The following is a 22,836-nucleotide window of genomic DNA, read 5'->3' on the forward strand; positions in this document are numbered from 1 at the left end:
GGCAAGCAGCTGTTGCGATTCGCGCCGGATTCTAGAACCAACCTTCGGAGTTATTACATGTCCGTCACGATGCGCGAGATGCTGGAAGCCGGCGTCCACTTTGGCCACCAAACCCGCTTTTGGAATCCCAAGATGGCCCCGTATATCTACGGCCATCGCAACAAGATCCACATCATCAACCTCGAGAAGACGCTGCCCGCGTTCGAGGAAGCCCTGAAGTTCGTGCGCCAGCTGTCGTCCAAGCGCGGCACGATCCTGATGGTCGGCACCAAGCGTCAGGCCCGCGACATCGTCGCCGCCGAAGCCGAGCGCGCTGGCGTCCCGAGCGTGAACCAGCGTTGGCTGGGCGGCACGCTGACCAACTTCAAGACGGTCAAGACCTCGCTGAAGAAGCTCAAGGACATGCAGGCCCAGATCGACGCCGGCACCCAGCCCGCGATCAAGAAGGAAGCCCTGATGTTCCAACGCGACATCAGCAAGCTGGAAAAGAACATCGGCGGCATCCAGGACATGGCCGGCCTGCCGGACGCGCTGTTTGTCATCGACGTCGGCTATCACAAGATTGCCGTCGCCGAAGCCAAGAAGCTGGGCATCCCGGTCATCGGCGTGGTCGACACCAACCACTCGCCCGAAGGCATCGATTACGTCATTCCTGGCAACGACGACTCGGCCAAGGCTGTCGCGCTGTACGCCAAGGCGGTCGCCGACGCCGTGCTGGAAGGCCGCGCCAACGCTTCGAACGAAGTCGTGACCGCTGTCGCCGCCGAAGGCGATGAATTCGTCGAAGTGAACGAAGGCGCCTGATCCAGGCCCTGACCCTCACGGGTTCTGACAAGGGGGCTGATTCAGCCCCCTTCGTCCAATCAGATTCAGATATCTGCGGTGCCGGGTCGTTCCGGCATCGCGACACACGGAGATTGAAATGGCAGCAATTACCGCAAGCATGGTCGCCGAGCTGCGCGCCCGCACCGACGCTCCCATGATGGAGTGCAAGAAGGCGCTGACCGAGGCCGAAGGCGACATGGAGCGCGCGGAAGAGATCCTTCGCGTCAAGCTGGGCAACAAGGCCGGCAAGGCCGCCTCGCGCGTCACCGCTGAAGGCATCGTCGCCGCGGCCGTGAAGGGCAACGTCGGCGCCATCGTCGAAGTCAACTGCGAAACCGACTTCGTCTCCAAGAACGATGCCTTCCTGGCCTTCGTCAACGCCGTCGCCGGCCTGATCGTCGACGCCAACCCGGCCGACATCGCCGCGCTGTCCGCGCTGCCGCTGTCGCAAGAAGGCTTCGGCCCGACGGTGGAAGACGTGCGCAAGGGCCTGATCGGCAAGATCGGCGAGAACATGACCATCCGCCGCTTCAAGCGCTATGAAGGCGCTTCGAAGCTGGCCTCGTACCTGCACGGCACCCGCATCGGCGTCGTGGTCGAGTTCGACGGTGACGACGTCGCCGCCAAGGACGTCGCCATGCACGTCGCCGCGATGAAGCCGGCCGCGCTGTCGTCCGCCGATGTCTCGGCCGATCTGGTCGAGAAGGAACGCAAGATCGCCACCGAGAAGGCCGCCGAGTCCGGCAAGCCGGCCGAGATCGTCGCCAAGATGGTCGAGGGCTCGGTGCAGAAGTTCCTGAAGGAAGTCTCGCTGCTGGATCAAGTCTTCGTGAAGGCCGCCGACGGCAAGCAGACCGTGGCTCAGATGCTCAAGGACAAGGCCACCACGGTGAAGTCCTTCACCCTGTACGTGGTCGGTGAAGGCATCGAGAAGAAGGTCGACGACTTCGCCGCCGAAGTGGCTGCCCAGGTGGCCGCCGCGAGCAAGCAGCAGTAAGCTCCGCGACTCAAAAAGGGCGCCTCTGGCGCCCTTTACACTTGTGCCCCTGCAAGCCCTGCGCAGCAGGCACGACACTCTCCTTTGGTTGTATAGACGAGGTAACAATGCCCGCGCACAAACGCATCCTGCTCAAGCTCTCCGGCGAAGCCCTGATGGGTGACGATTCCTACGGCATCAACCGCGCGACCATCGTCCGCATGGTGCAGGAAATCCAGGAAGTGACGAAGCTGGGTGTGGAGGTCGCGGTCGTGATCGGCGGGGGCAACATCTTCCGCGGCGTGGCCGGCGGCTCGGTCGGCATGGACCGCGCGACGGCCGACTACATGGGCATGCTGGCGACGGTGATGAACTCGCTGGCCCTGGCCGACACGATGCGCCAGGAAGGCATGACCGCCCGCGTCATGTCCGCCATCGCGATCGAGCAGGTCGTCGAGCCCTACGTGCGCCCCAAGGCGCTGCAGTATCTGGAAGAGGGCAAGGTCGTCGTCTTCGCGGCCGGCACGGGCAACCCCTTCTTCACGACCGACACGGCCGCCGCGCTGCGCGGTGCCGAGATCGGCGCCGAGATCGTCCTGAAGGCGACCAAGGTCGACGGCGTCTACTCCGCCGATCCGAAGAAGGACCCGACGGCCACGCGCTACACGCGCATCAGCTTCGACGAGGCCATCAGCAAGAACTTGCAAGTGCTGGACGCGACGGCGTTCGCGCTGTGCCGCGACCAGAAGCTCCCGATCAAGGTGTTCTCGATCTTCAAGCCGGGCGCGCTCAAGCGCGTCGTCATGGGCGAGGACGAGGGCACGCTGGTGCACGTCTGACCGGCGCGGCGCGTTGAGAGTGCCGCATCGTCCCAGACTTCGATTGAGGAAAAGAACATGAGCATCGCCGACATCAAGAAGAACGTCGAAGCCAAGATGGCCAAGTCCGTCGAGGCCTTCAAGAACGAGCTGCAGAAGATCCGTACCGGTCGCGCCCACCCGGGTCTGCTGGACCAGGTGCACGTGGACTACTACGGCTCGATGGTCCCGATTTCGCAGGTGGCCAACGTCACGCTGCTGGATGCCCGCACGGTCAGCGTGCAGCCCTGGGAAAAGGGCATGAGCCAGAAGATCGAGAAGGCCATCCGCGAGTCGGACCTGGGCCTGAACCCGTCGTCCATGGGCGACCTGATCCGCGTCCCCATGCCTCCGCTGTCGGAAGAGCGCCGCCGCGATCTGGTGAAGGTGGCCAAGGGTGCCGCCGAGGACGCCAAGGTCGCCGTGCGCAACCTGCGCCGCGACGCGAATGAACAGGCGAAGAAGATGGCCAAGGACAAGGTCATCACCGAGGACGACGAGCGTCGCAGCCAGGACGAAGTCCAGAAGCTGACCGACCGCGTCGTCAACGAGATCGACAAGCTGCTCTCGGCCAAGGAAGCCGAGATCATGGCGGTCTGATCGGCACGCGGCTCGTGAGCGAAGACCGCAAGGCGGGAGTGCCCCGCCATGTCGCCATCGTCATGGATGGCAACGGCCGCTGGGCCAAGAAGCGTTTCCTCCCGCGCTTCTTCGGCCACAAGCAGGGCGTGGATGCGCTGGTGCGCGTGGTCCAGGCCTGCATCGATCGTGAGATCGAATTTCTCACCGTCTTCGCGTTCTCCAGCGAGAACTGGAAGCGGCCCAGCGACGAGGTGTCCGGCCTGATGGGTCTGGTGCTGGCGGCGGTGTCGCGCTATCTGGCCCGCATGGGCGCGATGGGCGTGCGCATCCGCATCGTGGGCGACCGCGAGGCGGTCTCCGACAAGCTGCGCGCCGCCTGGGCCGAGGCTGAGAACTCGACCGCGCACAACAGCAAGCTCACGCTCAACGTCGCCTTCAACTACGGCGGCCGCTGGGACATCGTCCAGGCCTGCCGCAAGGCGATCGAGGCCGGGGTCCCCGCCAACGAGCTGACGGAAGCCAAGCTGTCGGAGTTCATGGCGATGAGCTACGCGCCCGACCCCGACCTCTTCATCCGCACCGGCGGCGAGCTGCGCATCAGCAACTTCATGCTCTGGCAGGCCGCGTACACCGAGTTCGTCTTCTCCGACTGCCTCTGGCCGGAGTTCGGCGAGGCGCAGCTGGACGAGGCGATCGCCGCGTTCGGCGCCCGCGACCGCCGCTTCGGCGGCGTCAACGTTCCCGGCGTGCCCCAGGAGGCCTGAGATGCTGCTCCAACGCGTGATCACCGCGGTTCTGCTGCTGGCGATCCTGTTGCCGGCGCTCTTCGCTTCGAACCCGCTGTGGTTCGCGCTGCTGACGCTGGTCATGATCGGCGCGGCCGGCTGGGAGTGGTCGCGCTTGAACGGCAAGCCCGGCGCGTTCGCGGTGGGCTTCGGTCTGGCGCTCGCCGCGGTCTGCGCGCTCACGCTCTATACGCTGGGCTTCGCGGTGCCCGCTTGGTGCTGGTGGCTGGCGGGCGGGGTGTGGGTGCTCGGCGGCGTGCGTGCGCTGGCGGCCGGCGTGGTCGGCTGGCCCAAGCTGTCCCCGACGCTGCGCCTGGCGCTGGGCGCGGTGCTGCTGTGGGCGGCGTGGCTGGCGCTGGTCGTCGCCAAGCAACGCGGCATCAACTTCCTGCTGTCGGCGATGTGCCTGGTCTGGATGGCCGACATCGCCGCCTACTTCTCCGGCAAGGCCTTCGGCCGCCGCAAGCTCGCCCCGGCGATCAGCCCGGGCAAGAGCTGGGAAGGCGCCATCGGCGGCCTGATCGGCGTGATCGCGTTGGGCTTCGTCTGGGTCCATGTGATCGACGCGCGCGTGGCCGTGGACTCGGCCTCGATGTACACGGTGCTGGTGCAGCGGCTGGGCGTGGTGGCGGTGCTCGCGCTGATCTTCCTGTCGGCCATGAGCGTGGTCGGCGATCTCTTCGAGTCGCTGGTCAAGCGCGCCGCCGGCGCCAAGGACAGCAGCCAGCTCCTGCCCGGCCATGGCGGCGTGCTCGACCGGGTCGACGCGCTGCTCCCTGTGCTGCCGCTGGCGCTGGCGCTGACCTCTCTTTGATCCTGCTTTTTCGGGTCCGTTCGCGATGAGCCATTCCTCCAACCGCCCGCAGCAGGTCTGCGTGCTGGGATCCACCGGATCGATCGGGACCAACACGCTGGACGTGATCGCGCGCCATCCGGATCGCCATCGCGTCTTCGCGCTGTCGGCGATGAGCCGGGTCGACGAACTCGCCGCTCAATGCGTGCAGCACGCGCCGCGTTTCGCCGTGCTGCCCGATCCCGCGCTGGCCGCGGAGCTCCGCGTGAAGCTGCGCGAGGCGGGGTCCCGCACGGAAGTCCTGGACGGTCTGGCCGCGCTGAGCGAGATCGCCGCCCATCCAGAAGTCGATGCGGTGATGGCCGCCATCGTCGGCGCGGCCGGCCTGTCGCCGGCGATCGCCGCGGCGCGCGCGGGCAAGCGCCTGCTGCTCGCCAACAAGGAAGCCATCGTGCTGGGCGGCGCGCTGTTCATGCGCGCGGTGGAGCAGGGCGGCGCGACGCTGCTGCCGGTGGACTCCGAGCATTCGGCGATCTTCCAGTGCCTGCCCGAGGACCGCTCGACCTGGCATGAACGCATCGATCACATCGTGCTGACAGCGTCCGGCGGCCCCTTTCGCCAGCGCGACCCGTCGACGCTGTCCGGCGTCACGCCCGAGCAGGCCTGCGCGCATCCGAACTGGGTGATGGGCCGCAAGATCTCGGTGGACTCGGCGACCATGATGAACAAGGCGCTCGAGGTCATCGAGGCGCGGTGGCTGTTCGACCTGACCCCGGAGCAGGTCAAGGTCGTGATCCATCCGCAGAGCATCATCCATTCGATGGTCGTCTGCCGCGACCGCTCGGTGCTGGCGCAGATGGGCACGCCCGACATGCGCGTCCCCATCGCCTATGCGCTGTCCTTCCCGGCGCGCATCACCTCCGGCGCCGACCCGCTTGATTTCCTGGCCAAGCCGACGCTCACGTTCGAGGAGGCCGACGTTCATCGCTTCCCCGGGCTGCATCTGTCCTGGCAGGCGCTGCGTGCCGCCGAGGGCAGCACCGCAGTGCTGAACGCGGCCAATGAGGAAGCGGTCGCCGCGTTCCTGGACCGCAAGCTGCGCTTCGACCACATCTGCCGGGTCAACCGGGCGACGCTGGAAAGCGTTGCGCCGCAGGCCGGCGAGGTCGACAGCGTCGAGGGGCTGTTGACGTTGGACGCTCGCGCTCGGCGTCACGCGCAGAGCCTGATCGCGTCACTCGGCGCCCACTGACCTTTCCGTCGATCGGACCGCTGACGTGCTCTCCCAACTCCTGTACTACTTCATCACGATCGGCGTGCTCATCGTGATCCACGAGTGGGGTCACTACCGCGCGGCGCTGGCCTGCGGCGTCAAGGTGCTGCGCTTCTCCTTCGGCTTCGGCCGCGTGCTGATGCGCCGGACCAATCGCGACGGCACGGAGTTTGCGTTCAGCGCCATCCCCTTCGGCGGCTACGTGCTCATGCTCAATGAGCGCGACGGTGACGTGCCCGCGCATCTGCGCGATCGGTCCTTCAATCGCAAGACGCTCTGGCAGCGCGCGTTCATTACCGCCGCCGGACCGGCCGCGAATCTGGTGCTCGCGGTGGCGCTGTTCGCGGCTGCCGGCTGGATCGGGCGCGACGAGGCCAAGGCGGTGCTCGGCACGCCGGTGGTCGGCGGGCTGGCCGATCGCGCGGGGCTGCGCGCCGGCGACTGGATCCAGGCCTGGTCCGAGGACGGACAGGCGTGGGACGAGATCCGCTCGATGCCGGACTTCGGCTGGCAGGTGGCGCAGGCGGTGGCGGACAAGCGGCCGCTGTTCCTCGACGTCAGCAATGCGCAGGGCCACGGCCGCCGCACCTTGCGACTCGACACCGACACGCTGGAGAGCCGTGACTTCGACGAGCGCGCGATGCGTCAGCTCGGACTGGGCGGCGTGTTTGCGGCGCCGGTGCTTGGGCAACTGATCGCGGGTGATCCGGCGGAGGCCGCAGGCCTGCGCGCCGGTGATCGCGTGCTGCGCATCGACGGCGAGCCGGTGCCCGATGCGTCCTGGATGATCCAGCGCGTGCGCCGCGCCGTCTCGGACGGTCAGGCCAAGCCGTTGCACGTGGCCGTGCAGCGTGACGGGCAGGTGCTTGAGTTCGACGTCACGCCGCGCGTGGACGTGGTCGGGGAGGACCGCGTTGCTCGCATCGGCGCGGGCTTTGCGGGCAAGGCCGACATGGTCACCGTCCACTACGGCCCCGTCGAATCGATCAGGCAAGGCCTGACCCGCACCTGGGAGCTGAGCGCGCTGACGGTCAAGACGCTGGGCCGGATGTTGGTCGGTGAAGCTTCGGTAAAGAACCTGAGCGGCCCCATCACCATCGCCAAGGCGGCGGACCAGTCGGCGACGCTGGGCATCGCCGCATTCCTGAGCTTCCTCGGCGCCGTCAGCGTGAGCTTGGGCGTCCTGAACCTGCTGCCGCTGCCGATGCTCGATGGCGGACACCTGATGTATTATCTTTTCGAGGGTCTGAGCGGCCGCCCTGTCTCCGAGTGGTGGCTCAAGCAGCTGCAACGCGCGGGGATCGCCGTGGTGGCGCTGATGATGAGCCTGGCCCTTTTCAACGATCTGACCCGCTCGCTGGGTCTGCACTGAAGCTTCCGCATGTCCCGATTCCTGCCCGACGCTTTGCGCCCCCATGTGATTCAACTGGCGGTGCTGGCCACCGCGCTGCACGCCGGATCCGCCTGGGCCGTCGACCCGTTCGTTCTGAAGGACATCCGTGTCGAGGGCCTGCAACGGACCGACCCGGGGACGGTCTTCGCGGCGCTCCCGTTCCGCATCGGCGACACCTACAACGACGAGAAGGGCGCCGCGGCTTTGCGCGCGCTGTTCGCGACCGGTCTGTTCAAGGACGTGCGGATCAACATCGACACCGATGCGGTCGTCGTGGTGATCGAGGAACGTCCGATCATCGCCAACGTCAGTTTCGTCGGTCTGAAAGAATTCGACACCGAGGCGCTGAGCAAGTCCCTGAAGGACGTGGGCATCGGTGAAGGCAAGCCCTTCGACAAGGCGCTGGCCGACCGCGCCGAGCAGGAGCTCAAGCGTCAATACCTGACCCGCTCGCTGTACGGTGCCGAGGTCACGACCACGATCACCCCGATCGAGCGCAACCGCGTCAACGTCAGCTTCTCGGTGACCGAGGGCGAGCCGGCCAAGATCGCCGAGATCCGCATCCTGGGCAACAAGGTCTTCAGCGAGAGCACGCTGCTGGGCCTGCTGGAACAGACGACCTCGGGCTGGCTGACCTGGTACACCAAGACCGACCGCTACTCCCGCGCCAAGCTGAACGCCGACCTGGAGACGATCCGCTCGTACTACCTGAACCGCGGCTATCTGGAGTTCAACGTCGAGTCGACCCAGGTCACGATCTCTCCGGACAAGCAGCGCATCAGCATCGCCGTCACCGTGAACGAGGGCCAGCCCTACACGGTCAACGCGGTCAAGCTGGAAGGCGAGTTCCTGGGCCGCGAGGAAGAATTCAAGCGCCTGATCGCGCTCAAGCCCGGCCAGGCCTACAACGGCGAGGCGGTCGCGCAGACCACCCGCAACTTCCAGGACCTGTACGGCACCTTCGGCTATGCGTTCGCGCGCGTCGAGAGCCGTCCCGAGATCGACCGCGCGACCGGCCAGGTCACCGTGACGCTGGTGGGCGAGCCGCAACGCCGCGTCTACGTGCGCCGCGTGCTGGTCTCCGGCAACACCCGCACCCGTGACGAAGTCATCCGTCGCGAGTTCCGACAGTTCGAATCGTCCTGGTACGACGGCGCTCGCATCAAGGCTTCGCGTGACCGCGTCGAGCGTCTGGGTTACTTCAAGGACGTGTCCATCGACACCTCGGAAGTCCCCGGCTCCCCGGACCAGGTCGACGTCACCCTGACCGTGACCGAGCGCCCCACCGGCAATATCCAGATCGGCGCCGGCTACTCCAGCGCCAGCAAGCTGTCGCTGTCGGGCTCGATCTCGCAGGAAAACGTCTTCGGCTCCGGCAACTACCTGGGCATCCAGGTGAACACGGCCAGCACGGGCCGCTCGCTGGGCGTGACCACGGTCGACCCGTACTTCACCGTGGACGGCGTCTCGCGCGCGATCGACGTGTTCTACCGGACCGTCAAGCCGATCAACAACCTGGGCGAGGAATACGAGTTCGCGTCCTACGGCGGCTCGGTCAAGTTCGGCGTCCCGTTCTCGGAAGACGACACCGTCTTCTTCGGCATCGGCTACGAGACCACCCGCATCACGACCACGACCGGCCTGCCCAACAGCTACTGGCTGTTCCGCAACCAGTTCGGCTCCTCGGCCATGTCCATCCCCCTGACCATCGGCTGGAAGCGCGACAACCGCGACTCGGTGATCACGCCGACCGCCGGCTCGATGAAGCGCGTCAACCTGGAACTGAGCCCGATCGGCGATTCGCAGTACACCATCGCCAACCTGCAGTACCAGCAGTTCATTCCCCTGGGCCGCAAGTTCTCGCTGATGGTCAACGGCGAAGTCGCCTACGGCAAGGGCCTGGGCGGACGCCCGTACCCAATCTTCAAGAACTTCTACGGCGGCGGCCTGGGTTCGGTGCGGGTCTTCGAGCCCGGCACGCTGGGTCCCGTCGACGTCACCGGCTCGTACACCGGCGGCAACCGCAAGTTCAACATCAACACCGAGTTCTACGTCCCCGTGCCCGGATCGGGCAACGACAAGAGCTTCCGCCTGTTCGGCTTCGTGGACGCCGGCAACGTGTGGGGCCAGGACGAGAAGCTCGAGTTCAAGGACACGCGCGTGTCGGCCGGCGTCGGCATCAGCTGGCTGTCCCCCATGGGTCCGCTGCGCCTGAGCTACGGCTCCCCGCTGCGCAAGAAGCCCACGGATAGAATCGAGCGATTCCAATTCCAGATCGGGACTGCATTCTGATGAAGAGCAAGCTGTCGCAGATCGTCGTGGCCGCCTGTCTGGCGGCGACGGCGTCCCTGAGCGCGCAAGCCCAGGAAGTCAAGATCGGCTACGTCAACAGCGAACGCATCCTGCGCGAGACCAATCTCGCCAAGGCGGCGGAGGCCAAGCTGCAGGCCGAGTTCAGCCGCCGCGAGAAGGCGCTGCTGGACCAGGAAGGCAAGCTGCGCGCGTCCGCCGAGAAGCTGGACAAGGACGGCCCGGCACTGGGCGACGTCGAGCGCAACCGCCGTCAGCGCGAGCTGATTGAGCAGGACCGCGATCTGCAGCGCAAGCGCCGCGAGTTCAACGAGGACGTCGCGCAGCGCAAGAGCGAAGAGACGACGGCCCTGGTCGAGAAGGCCAACAAGGTCATCAAGCAGATCTTCGAGCAGGAAAAGTACGACCTGATCGTTCAGGACGCGATTCATGCCAGCCCCCGCGTGGACATCACGAAGAAGGTGATAGACGCGCTCAACGCTCAGAAGTGACCGTGAAGCAGGTGCAGGTCTCGGAACTGATCGCCGCCTTGGGCGGCGATCTTGTTGGTGCCTCCGACGTGGCGATCGCAGCGATCGCTCCGCTGGAGGACGCCGGCGCGGACGCGATCGCGTTTCTCTCGAATCCGAAGTACGAGGCGCAGCTCGCGTCGACGCAAGCTGCGTGCGTCATCGTGCATCCGAAGCAGGCCGAGGCCGCCGCAGCGCGTCAGGGCGCGGGCACGATCGCCTGCTGCATCGTCACGCCGGATCCCTATCTCTACTTCGCGCGCCTGACCCAGTGGTGGGCCGCGAACATGCGCAAGCCGCGCGCGGCACCGGCCGTCCATCCGACCGCGACGGTCGCGGCGGACGCGGTCATCGGGCGTGATGTCGAGGTCGGCCCGCATGCGGTGATCGAGTCCGGCGCCGTGTTGGGCGAGGGCGTGCGCATCGGCGCGCACACGATCGTCGAGCAGGACGCCCGCGTCGGCGCGCACACCGTTCTTGAACCGCATGTGGTCTTCGGCCGCGATTGCGTGATCGGCGAGCGCTCGCTGATCCACAGCGGCGCGGTGATCGGTGCCGACGGCTTCGGCTTCGCCCCGACCAAGGGCGAGCAGGGCGTCGAGTGGGTCAAGATCGAGCAGCTCGGCGCGGTCCGCATCGGCGACGGCGTGGACATCGGCGCCAACACCTGCATCGACCGCGGCGCGCTGGGCGACACGGTGATCGCCGACGGCGTCATCATCGACAACCTGGTTCAGATCGCCCACAACGTGAAGATCGGCCGCGGCACGGCGATCGCCGGCGCGGTCGCGATCGCGGGCAGCGCCGAGATCGGCGCCAACTGCATCATCGCCGGCGCCGCCCGCATCAACGGGCACATCAAGATCACCGACGGCGTGCAGATCGGGCCCACGGCCAACATCAGCAACAGCATCGACAAACCCGGCGCCTACGCCGGCATGTGGCCCTTCGAGGATGCGGCCTCGTGGCAGAAGAATGCCGCCGCGCTGCGCGGTCTCTACGACCTGCGCCAGCGCGTGCGCGCTTTGGAAAAGAAGACGACATGACCACCGAGAAGCTCATCGATATCCACGGCATCCTCGAGAAGCTGCCCCATCGCTACCCCATTCTTCTCGTCGACCGCGTCATCGAGGTCGAGAAGGGCGTGCGCATCCGCGCGCTGAAGAACGTCAGCATCAACGAGCCGTTTTTCCAAGGCCACTTCCCGCACCGGCCGGTGATGCCGGGCGTGCTGATCCTGGAGGCGCTGGCCCAGGCCGCGACGCTGCTGGCGGTGGAGAGCTACAACTTCACGCTGGACGAGAACCATGTCGTGTACTTCGCCGGCATCGACAACGCGCGCTTCAAGCGTCCGGTCGAGCCGGGCGACCAGCTGATCCTGGAAGTGACGCTGGACCGCGCCAAGGCCGGCATCTACAAGTTCGGCGCCAAGGCGCTGGTCGGCAACGACGTCGTGGCCGAAGCCGGCCTGATGTGCACCATGCGCAAGCTCGACTGCTGAGCGCGCGGCTTTCGTTCGATTCGCCCATGGCCCAGATCCATTCCACCGCCATCGTCGACCCGAAGGCGCAGCTCGACGACTCGGTCCAGATCGGTCCCTACGCGGTGATCGGTCCGGAGGTGCGCATCGGCGCCGGGACGTCGATCGGCCCGCACACGGTCGTCGAGGGCAAGACCACGATCGGTCGCGACAACAAGATCTTCCAGTTCGCGTCCATCGGCGCGATGCCGCAGGACATGAGCCACGGCGGCGAAGTGACCGAGCTCGTCATCGGCGATCGCAACACGATCCGCGAGTTCTGCACGTTCAATACCGGCACGTTCAAGGAGCAGGGCGTGACCTGCGTCGGCTCCGACAACTGGATCATGGCCTACGTGCATCTGGCCCATGACGTGGTGATCGGCGACCACTGCGTGCTGGCCAACAACGCGACGCTGGCGGGCCACGTCCATGTCGGCGACTGGGCCACGATCGGCGGTCTGACCGGCATCCACCAGTTCGTGCATGTGGGCGCGCACGCGATGATCGGATTCCAGGGCCATGTCGCGCAGGACGTCGCCCCCTACATGACCGTCGACGGCAACCCGCTGACGGTGCGCGCGGTCAACCTGACCGGCCTGCGTCGCCGCGGCTTCAGCAACGACCGCATCGGCGTGATCCGGCAAGTCCACAAGCTGCTGTTCCGCGACGGCACGACGCTGGAGCAATCGGTCGCCAACATCGAGGCGCTCAAGCACGGACAGGACGCGGAGTCGCTGCGCGACATCCAGCTGATGCTGGACTTCGTGGCGGCCGCCAAACGCGGCCTCGTCCGCTAAGCCCCACGGACTGCGCGTCATGACCTCCACGGATCCTCGACTGGGCCTGGTGGCCGGCGAGGCCTCCGGGGATTTGCTCGCGAGCCTGCTGCTGCAGGGCCTCAAGGCCCGCTGGCCTGCGCTGAGCTCAGCCGGCATCGGCGGGCCCAAGATGCAGACGCAAGGTTTCGACGCCTGGTGGCCCAGCCACAAGCTGTCGATCTTCGGCTACTGGGACGCGATCAAGAACATCCGTGAGCTGCTGGCGATCCGTCGTCAGCTCGGCGACCGCCTGATCGCGGAGCGGCCTTCCGTGTTCGTCGGCGTCGACGCGCCGGACTTCAATTTCGGTCTCGAGCAGCGGCTGCGCGAGGCGGGCATCAAGACCGTCCACTTCGTCTGCCCGTCCATCTGGGCTTGGCGCGCGGAGCGTGTGAACACGATCAAGCGCAGCGCGGATCACGTGCTGTGCCTGTTCCCCTTCGAGCCCGAGATCCTGGCCAAGGCCGGCATCGCATCGACCTATGTCGGACATCCCTTGGCCGACCAGATCTCGTTCGAGCCGCCCACCGAGGAAGCCCGCCGCGAGCTCGGCTTCGGCGAGCGGGACACGATCGTCGCGTTGCTGCCGGGCAGCCGCAACAGCGAGCTGACCTACATCGGACCCGCGCTGCTGGACGCGGCGCAGCGGATGCTGAAGGCGCGGCCCGAGCTGCGCTTCGTGATCCCGATCGCGCCGGGGCTGCGGCCGCTGGTCGAGGCCCTGGTCTCGCGTCATGGCGCCGGGTTGCCGCTGACGCTGCTCGACGGCCGCGCGCAGGATGCGCTGGCGGCCTGCGATCTGACGCTGGTGGCCAGCGGCACGGCGACGCTGGAGGCGGCGCTGCTCAAGCGGCCCATGGTCATCGCCTACAAGCTGCACTGGTTCAACGCCTGGCGGATGAAGGGCAAGGCGCTGCTCCCCTGGGTGGGATTGCCGAACGTGCTCGCGCGCGAGACCCTGGTGCCCGAGTGCCTGCAGGACGAGTGCACCGGCGAGCGCATCGCCGCGGAAGGTCTGGCCTGGCTGGACGACGCGCCGCGGCGCGCGCGTCTGCAGGCGCGCTTCCTCGAGATCCACCAACAGCTGCGCTGCAACACCGCGCAAAGGGCCGGCGATGCGATCGCGAAAATCCTCGGCCGCTGAGCCGCCCGAACAGCTCGGCCTGGAGTGGGCGCGCGAGGGCTTGCTCTGCGGAGTCGACGAGGCGGGCCGCGGTCCGCTGGCCGGCCCTGTGGTGGCCGCCGCGGTGATCCTGGACGACCAGAATCCGATCAAGGGGCTGGGCGACTCCAAGGTGCTCAGCGAGAAGAAGCGCGAGCAGCTCTTCGACGAGATCCGGGCCAAGGCGCTGTGCTTCTGCATCGCCGAGGCGACCGTCGAGGAGATCGACCAGATCAACATCCTGCAGGCGACGATGCTGGCGATGCGCCGCGCGGTCGAGGGCCTGCGGCTCAAGCCCGCGCGGGTGCAGGTGGACGGCAACCGGCTTCCCGTGCTGCGCATTCCGGCCGAGGCCATCGTCAAGGGCGATGCGCTGGTGCCGGCGATCTCGGCGGCGTCCATCCTGGCCAAGGTGCATCGGGACCGCTTCTGCCTGCAGATGCACGAGCAGTACCCGCAGTACGGATTCGACAACCACAAGGGCTACGGCACGCGGGAGCACCTGGAAGCGCTGCGCCTGCATGGCGCGTCGGCCTGGCATCGGCAGACCTTCGCGCCGGTGCGCACGCTGGAGCTGAGCGCCGTGAGCCTGACCATCGGTGTCGGCGCGGGCGCGAATGCCGGCGCCGGCGTGACCGAGCTCGATTGATCCGATCCCGCGGGCGCGAGCCCGCAAGCAACCTGGAATGAGCGCCGCATGAGCTGGCAGTCGATCACCGCGCGAGACAACCCCAAGCTGCAGCACCTGCGCAAGTTGGCCCAGGACGGCGGCGCCTATCGCAAGCTGGGCGGCATCTGGCTGGAGGGCGATCACCTCGCGCGTGCGGCGGTGCAGCGCGGCGTGGTACCGGCGCTGGCGCTGATCACCGATGCCGCCGCGGCTGACGAGGCGATGCGGGCGTTGGCGGACGTGGCGCCCAAGGTGTTGGTGGTGTCGCCGGCGCTGTTCAAGACGGTGTCCGGGCTGGAGTCGCCGGCCCAGATCGGCTTCGAGCTGGCGCTGCCGGCGCCGCCGCGCATGGAGGCGCGCGCGGATTCCATCGTGCTGGACCGACTGCAGGACGCGGGCAACGTGGGCACCATCCTGCGCAGCGCCGCGGCGCTGGGCTTCCGGCAGGTGCTGGCGCTCAAGGGTACGGCGGCACTGTGGTCGCCCAAGGTGCTCCGCGCCGGGATGGGCGCGCACTTTGGACTGAAGCTCATCGAGGGCTTGGCTGTCGAGGATCTTGAGGCGCTGAAGGTCCCGCTGCTGGCGACGAGCTCGCATTCGGATGCGCTGCTGCACGAGGCCGATCTGCCGAACCCGTGCGCCTGGGTCATGGGGCATGAAGGGCAGGGCGTGTCGGAGGCGCTGATGCAGCGCTGCGCGCTGCGCATCGGCATTCCGCAGCCGGGGGGCGAGGAGTCGCTCAACGTCGCGAGCGCGGCCTCCATCTGTCTCTACGAGTCCGCGCGACGCCGTCTCGTCTGAGGAGCGGCGCTTTCAGCGGGCCATCGCCAAGGCAGCGACGCCCATCGCGATGAACACCGCGCCCGCGATGCGCCAGCCGCGTTCACCCTCGCCCAGCAACTGACCGCCGATCAGCGCGGCGAAGAGCATCGACAGCTCGCGCGCCGGCGCGACGCGTGACAGCGGCGCCAGCCGCATCGCATAGAGCACCAGGATGTAGGCCGTCGGCGCGCCGATCGCCACGATCAGCGCATGCTTCCACTGCTTGCGCAGCGCCGGCATGAAGCCCGCGCGGTCACGCAGCACCGCCGGCAGGCTCACCGGGACGCGCAGCAGGTTGCACAGGTAGTCGTAGAGGATGGGCGAGAGCGCCAGCACCTTCACCGCGTAGCCGTCGATGACGCTGTAGGCGGCGATGGTCGCGCCGGTCAGCGCGCCCCAGGCGATGCCCAGTTGGCGCTTGCGATGCAGCTCGGGATCTTGATTCGCGCCCTTGGAGAAGAACGTGGGACCCGCCGCCATCAGCAGGATGCCGCCGACCACCCCCGCCAGCCCGAGCGCACCGCCCAGGCCGAGGTGCTCGCCCAGCAGCATCACGGCGACCACGGACGACAGCAGCGGCCCGCTGCCGCGCGCGACCGGATAGACCACCGTCATGTCCGCGGCGCGATAGCCGGCGAGCAGCGCGTTGAAGTAGGCCAGGTGCACGACGGCGCTGGCGATGGTCGCGGTCCAGGCATGCCAGCCCCAGTGGGGCAGTTCGTCGAAGCCGAGGACCCACACGACCGGCAGCCACAGCAGCGTCACGCCGACCGCGGTCATGCAGGCGAAATGATGATTGCCCTGGGCCTTCTTGGCGGCGAAGTTCCACAGCGCGTGGATCAGCGCAGCGGCGACGACCAAGGCCAGCGCGGAAGCCGGCATGCTTCAGGATGCTCCGCGCTCAATACATCAAGCGGTCCGGGCGGATGTCGCGAAGAATCGTCGTCGCGATCTCCTCGATGGACTTGTGCGTCGAGGACAGCCAGTTGATGCCCGCCTTCTTCATCATGGTCTCGGCCTCGCGGACCTCGTAATGGCAGTTCATCAGATCGGCGTACTTGCTGCCGGGGCGGCGCTCGTTGCGCACCTGCGCCAGACGCTCCGGATCGATGGTCAGGCCGAAGCACTTCTTCTTGTGCGGGATCAGCAGCGAGGGGAGGTGACCGCGCTCGAAGTCCTCGGGGATCAGCGGGTAATTCGCCGCCTTGATGCCGTGCTGCATCGCCAGATACAGCGACGTGGGCGTCTTGCCGCAGCGGCTCACGCCGACCAGGATCACGTCCGCCGTGTCCAGGTTGCGCGCCGACTGGCCGTCGTCATGCGCCAGCGAGAAGTTGATGGCCTCGATCCGGTCGTGGTACTCCTGGCTCTTGGCCACATCCGAGAAGCGACCGACGCGGTGGTTGGACTTGATGCGGAACTCGTCCTCCAGTGGCGCGATGAAGGTGCCAAACATGTCCAGCACCAGGCCCTGGCAGTCCTGCCGCACGACGTTGAGCACCTCGCGGTTCACCAGCGTGGCGAAGACGATGGGCCGCTGGCCTTCGCGCTCGCCGGTCTCGTTGATCTCGCGCACCAGCTGGATGGCCTTGTCGGCGTTGTCGACGAAGGGACGACGCACGTGGCGGGCTTTCACCGAGAACTGGGCCAGGATGGAGTTACCGAAGGTTTCGGCGGTGATGCCGGTGCCATCCGAGACGAAGAACACGGTGTGCTGGGTCATGAAGCGCTTTCGGGCAGAGCCTTTTCCATTCCGGGAACGCCATGTGCCAAAGGGCGAAGCTTGTCGCCGACCGGGCCCCGAACGAGGGCTTACATCATAGATCGGCGACCCACTAGAATCGCCCGCAACTTGCCCCTGACCCGCATGAACGCCGCCCCGCGTCGCCCACAAGAATCGACAAGACCTGTCGCGCGCCGCGTCATGCCCATCCCCCGCGCCGTCACTGTGGTGACCTGTGCGGCGGGGCGTGTGCAGGGAGCCCCGGTTTCTCAACATCACGGAGTTTTCCCATGTCTGATGCTCGCTTCGAGGCGACCGCCCTGGTCGTACCCTTCGAGAAACTGAGGATGACCGACGTCGAGTCGGTCGGCGGCAAGAACGCCTCGCTCGGCGAAATGATCTCGCAGCTGGCCGAAACCGGCGTGCGCGTGCCCGGCGGCTTCGCCACCACGGCGCACGCCTTCCGCGACTTCCTCAAGCACGAGGGTCTGGATGCCCGCATCCAGAAGCGTCTGGCCACGCTCAACACCGACGATGTCCGCGCGCTGGCCGAAGCCGGCGCCGAGATCCGCGGCTGGATCGAAGCCCAACCCTTCCCGGCCGACCTGGAAGCGGCGATCCGCTCGTCCTTCGCCGCGCTGACCGCCGACAACCCCGACGCGTCGTTTGCCGTGCGTTCGTCCGCCACCGCGGAAGACCTGCCCGACGCCTCCTTCGCCGGTCAGCAGGAAACCTTCCTGAACGTCGTCGGCATCGAGGACGTGCTGCACAAGATGAAGGAAGTCTTCGCGTCGCTCTACAACGACCGTGCGATCAGCTACCGCGTGCACAAGGGCTTCGCGCACAGTGACGTCGCCCTGTCGGCGGGCGTGCAGCGCATGGTGCGCTCCGACTTGGGCGCGGCCGGCGTGATGTTCACCATCGACACCGAGTCCGGCTTCAAGGACGTGGTCTTCATCACCTCCAGCTACGGCCTGGGCGAGACGGTGGTGCAGGGCGCCGTCAACCCGGACGAGTTCTACGTCCACAAGCCGGCGCTGCAGCGCGGCAAGTTCGCGCTGATCCGTCGCAACCTGGGGTCCAAGCTGATCCAGATGACCTTCTCGACCCCTGAAGAGAAGGCCGCCAGCGGCAAACTGGTCAAGACCGTCGACGTCGACGTCGAGCAGCGCAACCGCTACTCGCTGACCGACGAGGACGTGGTGCAACTGGCCAAGTACGCGGTGATCATCGAGCAGCATTACGGCCGCCCGATGGACATCGAGTGGGGCAAGGACGGCGGCGACGGCCAGCTCTACATCCTGCAGGCGCGTCCCGAGACGGTGAAGAGCCAGTCCGAGGGGCAGGTCGAACAGCGTTTCAAGCTCAAGGGCCAGGGCACGGTGCTGGCTGAGGGCCGCGCGATCGGCCAGAAGATCGGCACCGGTCCGGTCCGACTGGTCGACAGCGTCGCCGAGATGGAGCGCGTGCAGCCGGGCGACGTGCTGGTCACCGACATGACCGACCCGAACTGGGAGCCGGTGATGAAGCGCGCCAGCGCCATCGTCACCAACCGCGGCGGTCGCACGTGTCACGCGGCCATCATCGCGCGCGAGCTGGGCATCCCGGCGGTCGTGGGTTGCGGCGACGCGACCGACCGCCTGAAGGACGGCCAGTTGGTCACGGTGGCCTGCTCCGAAGGCGACACCGGCTACATCTACGACGGGCTGCTCGAGACCGAGATCAGCGAAGTCCACCGCGGGGAGATGCCTTACAGCCCGGTGAAGATCATGATGAACGTCGGCAATCCGCAGCTGGCCTTCAACTTCGCGCAGATGCCCAACAGCGGCGTGGGCCTGGCGCGGCTTGAATTCATCATCAACAACAACATCGGCGTCCATCCCAAGGCGATCCTGGACTATCCGAACATCGACAACGACCTGAAGAAGGCGGTCGAGTCGGTGGCCCGCGGTCACGCGTCGCCGCGCGCGTTCTACGTCGACAAGCTGGCCGAAGGCATCGCGACGATCGCCGCGGCGTTCTGGCCGCAACCGGTGATCGTGCGTCTGTCCGACTTCAAGAGCAACGAGTACCGCAAGCTGATCGGCGGCTCGCGCTACGAGCCGGACGAAGAGAACCCGATGCTGGGCTTCCGCGGCGCGTCGCGCTACATCTCGGGCGAATTCCAGGACGCGTTCGCGATGGAGTGCGAGGCGCTCAAGCGCGTGCGTCACGACATGGGCCTGACCAACGTCGAGATCATGGTGCCCTTCGTCCGCACGGTGAAGCAGGCCGAGAAGGTCGTGGCCATGCTGGCCGAGCGCGGTCTGAAGCGCGCCGCGGCGGGCGGTACCGACGGCCTGCGCGTCATCATGATGTGCGAGGTCCCGAGCAACGCCATCCTGGCCGAGCAGTTCCTGGAGCACTTCGACGGCATGTCCATCGGCTCGAATGACCTGACGCAGTTGACGCTGGGTCTGGACCGCGACTCCGGCCTGGAGCTGCTCTCGGGTGACTTCGACGAACGCGACCCGGCGGTCAAGGCCATGATCTCGCGCGCCATCGCGGCCTGCCGCGCCACCGGCAAGTACGTCGGCATCTGCGGCCAAGGGCCCAGCGACCATGCCGACTTCGCCGAATGGCTGGCGGCCGAGGGCATCGCCTCGCTGTCCCTGAACCCGGACACGGTGGTCGAAACCTGGCAGCGACTCGCCAAGCGCTGATCCGAGATCCGAGATCTCGCGACCTCACGATCGCCACGAGCGGCCTCCGGGCCGCTTTTTCATTTCGCTCCCACCGCCCAGCGCTGGGCGAGGGCGGGTGGGCGGTCGGGAAGTTGTGGATGCGCATCGAGCCGTGCACGGTCGATGATGCGCGGCCATGTCCCGACTCCCCGATGCCGCCTTCCGCCGCCGCCTGAACCGCAGCTACGCCGCCTATACGGTGGGCTTCGTGCTGCTGGTCGCGCTGCTCGGTCTGCTGGAGCGGCTGGGCATGCCCAAGCAGTGGCTGGGCTTTTCCTTCCTGCTGCTGACCGTGCTGGTCTACGCCGGCATCGGCGTGTTCAGCCGCACCACCGATCCGGTCGAGTACTACGTCGCCGGCCGGCGCGTGCCCGCGTTCTACAACGGCATGGCCGCGGGCGCCGATTGGATGAGCGCCGCCAGCTTCCTGGGCATGGCGGGCAGCCTGTACCTGGCGGGCTACGGCGGCTTGGCCTTCGTGCTCGGCTGGACGGGCGGCTTCTGCCTGGTCGCGTTGCTGCTCGCGCCCTATCTGCGACGCTTCGCCGGCTTCACCGTTCCCGACTTCCTCGGCGCCCGTTTCGACAGCCGCGCGCTGCGCGTGATGGGCGCGGCTGCCGCGGTCCTGGTCTCGTTCATCTATCTCGTCGCGCAGATCTACGCGATCGGCTTGATCACCACGCGCCTCACCGGCCTGACCTTCGAGATCGGCCTGTTCGTCGGTCTGGGCGGGGTGCTGGTTTGTTCCTTTCTCGGCGGCATGCGGGCCGTGACCTGGACCCAGGTGGCGCAGTACATCATCATGATCGTGGCCTACGTGCTGCCGGTAATGTGGCTCTCGGTCCAGCAGACAGGCTTCCCGCTGCCGCAGATCACCGCGGGCAGCGAGGTCCGCCAGATCACCGCCCGCGAGCGGCAACTGCTCGAGGATCCCAAGGAGCTCGAGGTGCGCGCCCTCTACGAGCAGCGCGCGGTCGAGCATGAGCGGCTGCTCGCCGGCCTGCCGCAGTCGCTGGACGCCGAGCGCCAGCGCGCCTCGCAAGTCATCGCGCGATTGAAGGCCGAGGACGCGCCGCTCGCGCAGATCCAGGCCGCGGAGAAGCTGCGCGCCGCGTTGCCGCGCACCGAGGCCGAAGCGCGCGAGGTCTGGCAGCGGGCGGTGGTCTCCAACCGCCAGCGCGCCGAGCCGCTCGCAGGCATGCCGCCGCACGCGCGGCCCTTCGCGGGCGATCCCGCCGGCACGCCCGAGGAGCAGGAGCGCTTCGACCTGTCGCGCCGCAACTTCCTGGCGCTGGTCTTCGTGCTGATGGTCGGTACCGCCGGCCTGCCGCACATCCTCACCCGCTACTACACGACCGCCAGCGTGGCCGAGACGCGCCGCTCGGTCGGCTGGTCGCTGTTCTTCATCGCGCTGCTGTATCTGAGCGCGCCCGCGCTGGCGGTGATGCTCAAGTACGAGGTCTTCAACCACCTGGTCGGCATGCCCATCGCGGAGCTGCCCAACTGGATCCGGCAGTGGATGCGCGTCGATCCCTCGCTGCTGAGCATCCACGACATCAACCACGACGGGATCCTGCAGCTCGGCGAATTGCAGCTGGGCGGGGACATCGTGCTGCTGATGACGCCGGAGCTCGCCGGGTTGCCCTACGTGCTGGGCGCGATGGTGGCGGCCGGCGCGCTGGCCGCCGCGCTGTCGACGGCGGACGGGCTGCTGCTGACCATCTCCAGCGCGCTGTCCCACGACGTTTACTACCGCGTCCTCAATCCGCGCGCGACGATGACGCAGCGGGTGACGATCTCCAAGGCGCTGTTGCTGGCCACCGCGCTGACCGCCGCGGCCGTCGCGGCGCAGAAGCCGGCGGAGATCCTGATGCTGGTGTCGGCGGCGTTCTCGCTCGCGGGCGCGAGCCTGGTGCCGGTGCTGGTGGGCGGCATCTTCTGGGGCCGCGCCAACAAGCAGGGCGGGGCGGCCGCGATGCTGGCCGGTCTGGGCGTGACCGTCTATTACATGATCAGCGCCCACGCCGGCCTGCGTCAGGCGCTGGGGCTGCCGGGCGATCCGCAGCTGTGGTGGGGCATCCAGCCGGTCGCGGCAGCGCTGTTCGGCATCCCGGCCGGAGCGCTCACGCTGGTCGTGGTCAGCCTGCTGACACCGCCGCCCTCGGCCGCGTCACGGGCCTTGCAGCGAGGCCTGCACCGGCCGGGCTGGACGCCACCCCCTCAAATCAATTAGAATCTTCGGCTTCCCTTGCTGGGCCCACGAGTTTGACGCTGGGGTCCGGCTTTCAGACTTGCAGCGCTTGACGCGGCGGGTCGCTGAAACCCACAAGGAGTGTTTATGCGTCATTACGAGATCGTTCTGCTGATCCATCCGGATCAAAGCGAACAAGTTCCGGCCATGCTGGAGCGCTACAAGGGCCTGGTCACCAACGGTGGTGGCAAGGTGCATCGCGTGGAAGACTGGGGCCGCCGTCAGCTGGCCTATCAGATCCAGAAGCTGGCCAAGGCGCATTACCTGTGCCTGAACATCGAGTGCAGCAAGGACATCCTGGCTGAAATCGAGACCGGTTTCCGTTTCAACGACGCCGTGCTGCGTCACCTGACCGTCGTCAAGGACAAGGCCGAGACGAACCCGTCGGTGATGATGAAGGCCGTCGAGCGCGAAGAAGCCCGCAAGGCTCCGCAAGAAGCGTCCGCCTGAGCTGACAGGCGCGACAACCGACGTTCTCGACCATCCTGACCCGCTGATCCTCGCCGCATGAACCGACTGGTGCTGCAGGCGCAGATCCTCGAAAGAGCGGCGATCCGATACACGCCGGCCGGCCTGCCGGCCCTGGACCTGATGCTTCGGCACGAGTCCTTTGTCGATGAAGCCGGCACACGCCGCAAGGTCTCGCTGGAGATCAAGGCGGTGGCGATCGGAGACATCGTCAAGCGGGTGCAAGGACTGGGACTGACGGAAAGTCCGGTGTTCACCGGGTTTCTTTCGGCGCAGAAGCAGGGCCGCGGCACGGTGTTTCATATCACCGGCCTGTCGGACTGAACGAGACGATCCGTCGCGCGATTCGTTTACATCTGGATAGATAGAGCAGG

22 protein-coding genes are annotated in these 22,836 nt (G+C 67.1%); 20 read left to right on the forward strand and 2 right to left on the reverse strand.

Annotation, left to right across the window (positions count from 1 at the left end; translation table 11 throughout):
- The first annotated feature begins 57 nt into the window (after positions 1 to 57).
- From rpsB to ABDW59_RS06075, 16 genes are all read left to right on the forward strand, one after another.
- Positions 58 to 804 carry a 30S ribosomal protein S2 gene (gene rpsB, locus ABDW59_RS06000; RefSeq protein WP_343628621.1) on the forward strand — a complete coding sequence of 249 codons (747 nt, stop codon included), beginning with the start codon at positions 58 to 60 and terminating at the stop codon, positions 802 to 804.
- 118 nt (positions 805 to 922) lie between these two features.
- Positions 923 to 1,822 carry a translation elongation factor Ts gene (gene tsf, locus ABDW59_RS06005; protein WP_343628622.1) on the forward strand — a complete coding sequence of 300 codons (900 nt, stop codon included), beginning with the start codon at positions 923 to 925 and terminating at the stop codon, positions 1,820 to 1,822.
- A 107-nt stretch (positions 1,823 to 1,929) separates the two neighbouring features.
- Positions 1,930 to 2,640, forward strand: a complete 711-nt coding sequence (gene pyrH / locus ABDW59_RS06010; protein ID WP_343628623.1) for a UMP kinase — start codon at positions 1,930 to 1,932, stop codon at positions 2,638 to 2,640.
- Positions 2,641 to 2,697: 57 nt separating this feature from the next.
- Positions 2,698 to 3,258: a ribosome recycling factor gene (frr, locus tag ABDW59_RS06015; protein ID WP_343628624.1), complete on the forward strand. Its 561-nt coding sequence runs from the start codon at positions 2,698 to 2,700 to the stop codon at positions 3,256 to 3,258.
- 14 nt (positions 3,259 to 3,272) lie between these two features.
- Positions 3,273 to 4,004 (forward strand): polyprenyl diphosphate synthase, encoded by a 732-nt coding sequence (gene uppS, locus ABDW59_RS06020; protein WP_343628625.1) that lies wholly within the window; start codon positions 3,273 to 3,275, stop codon positions 4,002 to 4,004.
- Position 4,005: 1 nt separating this feature from the next.
- Positions 4,006 to 4,839 (forward strand): phosphatidate cytidylyltransferase, encoded by an 834-nt coding sequence (locus tag ABDW59_RS06025; RefSeq protein WP_343628626.1) that lies wholly within the window; start codon positions 4,006 to 4,008, stop codon positions 4,837 to 4,839.
- Positions 4,840 to 4,864: 25 nt separating this feature from the next.
- The gene (gene ispC, locus ABDW59_RS06030; RefSeq protein ID WP_343628627.1) at positions 4,865 to 6,070 is read left to right on the forward strand and encodes a 1-deoxy-D-xylulose-5-phosphate reductoisomerase; all 1,206 of its coding nucleotides are present in this window, start codon (positions 4,865 to 4,867) and stop codon (positions 6,068 to 6,070) included.
- A 25-nt stretch (positions 6,071 to 6,095) separates the two neighbouring features.
- Positions 6,096 to 7,463 (forward strand): RIP metalloprotease RseP, encoded by a 1,368-nt coding sequence (gene rseP, locus ABDW59_RS06035; RefSeq protein ID WP_343628628.1) that lies wholly within the window; start codon positions 6,096 to 6,098, stop codon positions 7,461 to 7,463.
- Between the two features lie 9 nt (positions 7,464 to 7,472).
- Positions 7,473 to 9,776 carry an outer membrane protein assembly factor BamA gene (bamA, locus tag ABDW59_RS06040; RefSeq protein WP_343628629.1) on the forward strand — a complete coding sequence of 768 codons (2,304 nt, stop codon included), beginning with the start codon at positions 7,473 to 7,475 and terminating at the stop codon, positions 9,774 to 9,776.
- On the forward strand, positions 9,776 to 10,285 hold the full coding sequence (locus ABDW59_RS06045) for an OmpH family outer membrane protein (protein WP_343628630.1): 510 nt from the start codon (positions 9,776 to 9,778) through the stop codon (positions 10,283 to 10,285). The genes bamA and ABDW59_RS06045 overlap by 1 nt, the downstream gene beginning before the upstream one ends.
- Positions 10,286 to 10,287: 2 nt before the next feature.
- Positions 10,288 to 11,349, forward strand: a complete 1,062-nt coding sequence (lpxD, locus tag ABDW59_RS06050) for a UDP-3-O-(3-hydroxymyristoyl)glucosamine N-acyltransferase (RefSeq protein WP_343628631.1) — start codon at positions 10,288 to 10,290, stop codon at positions 11,347 to 11,349.
- The gene (fabZ, locus tag ABDW59_RS06055) at positions 11,346 to 11,804 is read left to right on the forward strand and encodes a 3-hydroxyacyl-ACP dehydratase FabZ (protein WP_343628632.1); all 459 of its coding nucleotides are present in this window, start codon (positions 11,346 to 11,348) and stop codon (positions 11,802 to 11,804) included. Before lpxD ends, fabZ begins: the two co-directional genes overlap by 4 nt.
- Before the next feature lie 26 nt (positions 11,805 to 11,830).
- A complete protein-coding gene (lpxA, locus tag ABDW59_RS06060; protein WP_343628633.1) occupies positions 11,831 to 12,622 on the forward strand; it encodes an acyl-ACP--UDP-N-acetylglucosamine O-acyltransferase in 792 nt (263 codons plus the stop codon).
- Between the two features lie 19 nt (positions 12,623 to 12,641).
- Entirely contained in the window at positions 12,642 to 13,787 is a 1,146-nt protein-coding gene (gene lpxB, locus ABDW59_RS06065) for a lipid-A-disaccharide synthase (protein ID WP_343628634.1), read from the forward strand.
- Positions 13,759 to 14,454, forward strand: a complete 696-nt coding sequence (gene rnhB, locus ABDW59_RS06070; protein WP_343628635.1) for a ribonuclease HII — start codon at positions 13,759 to 13,761, stop codon at positions 14,452 to 14,454. The genes lpxB and rnhB overlap by 29 nt, the downstream gene beginning before the upstream one ends.
- Before the next feature lie 48 nt (positions 14,455 to 14,502).
- Positions 14,503 to 15,276: an RNA methyltransferase gene (locus tag ABDW59_RS06075; protein ID WP_343628636.1), complete on the forward strand. Its 774-nt coding sequence runs from the start codon at positions 14,503 to 14,505 to the stop codon at positions 15,274 to 15,276.
- A 12-nt stretch (positions 15,277 to 15,288) separates the two neighbouring features.
- Here the strand turns inward: ABDW59_RS06075 and ABDW59_RS06080 are convergent, their stop codons facing one another.
- Positions 15,289 to 16,179 carry an EamA family transporter gene (locus ABDW59_RS06080; RefSeq protein WP_343628637.1) on the reverse strand — a complete coding sequence of 297 codons (891 nt, stop codon included), beginning with the start codon at positions 16,177 to 16,179 and terminating at the stop codon, positions 15,289 to 15,291.
- A gap of 19 nt (positions 16,180 to 16,198) precedes the next feature.
- Positions 16,199 to 17,020 (reverse strand): pyruvate, water dikinase regulatory protein, encoded by an 822-nt coding sequence (locus ABDW59_RS06085; protein ID WP_067062522.1) that lies wholly within the window; start codon positions 17,018 to 17,020, stop codon positions 16,199 to 16,201.
- 290 nt (positions 17,021 to 17,310) lie between these two features.
- Here ABDW59_RS06085 and ppsA point away from each other — a divergent pair, with 290 nt between their 5' ends.
- The 4 genes from ppsA (at position 17,311) to priB (ending at position 22,786) form a co-directional block, all read left to right on the forward strand.
- Entirely contained in the window at positions 17,311 to 19,722 is a 2,412-nt protein-coding gene (gene ppsA, locus ABDW59_RS06090) for a phosphoenolpyruvate synthase (protein ID WP_343628639.1), read from the forward strand.
- A gap of 157 nt (positions 19,723 to 19,879) precedes the next feature.
- Complete coding sequence (locus ABDW59_RS06095) at positions 19,880 to 21,976, forward strand: VC_2705 family sodium/solute symporter (protein WP_343628641.1); 2,097 nt, start codon at positions 19,880 to 19,882, stop codon at positions 21,974 to 21,976.
- A 105-nt stretch (positions 21,977 to 22,081) separates the two neighbouring features.
- Complete coding sequence (gene rpsF, locus ABDW59_RS06100; protein ID WP_343628642.1) at positions 22,082 to 22,444, forward strand: 30S ribosomal protein S6; 363 nt, start codon at positions 22,082 to 22,084, stop codon at positions 22,442 to 22,444.
- A 57-nt stretch (positions 22,445 to 22,501) separates the two neighbouring features.
- The gene (gene priB, locus ABDW59_RS06105) at positions 22,502 to 22,786 is read left to right on the forward strand and encodes a primosomal replication protein N (protein WP_343628643.1); all 285 of its coding nucleotides are present in this window, start codon (positions 22,502 to 22,504) and stop codon (positions 22,784 to 22,786) included.
- Positions 22,787 to 22,836: the final 50 nt, after the last annotated feature.

Origin of the sequence: Roseateles sp., assembly GCF_039595295.1 — a bacterium.
GTDB lineage: Bacteria > Pseudomonadota > Gammaproteobacteria > Burkholderiales > Burkholderiaceae_C > Roseateles.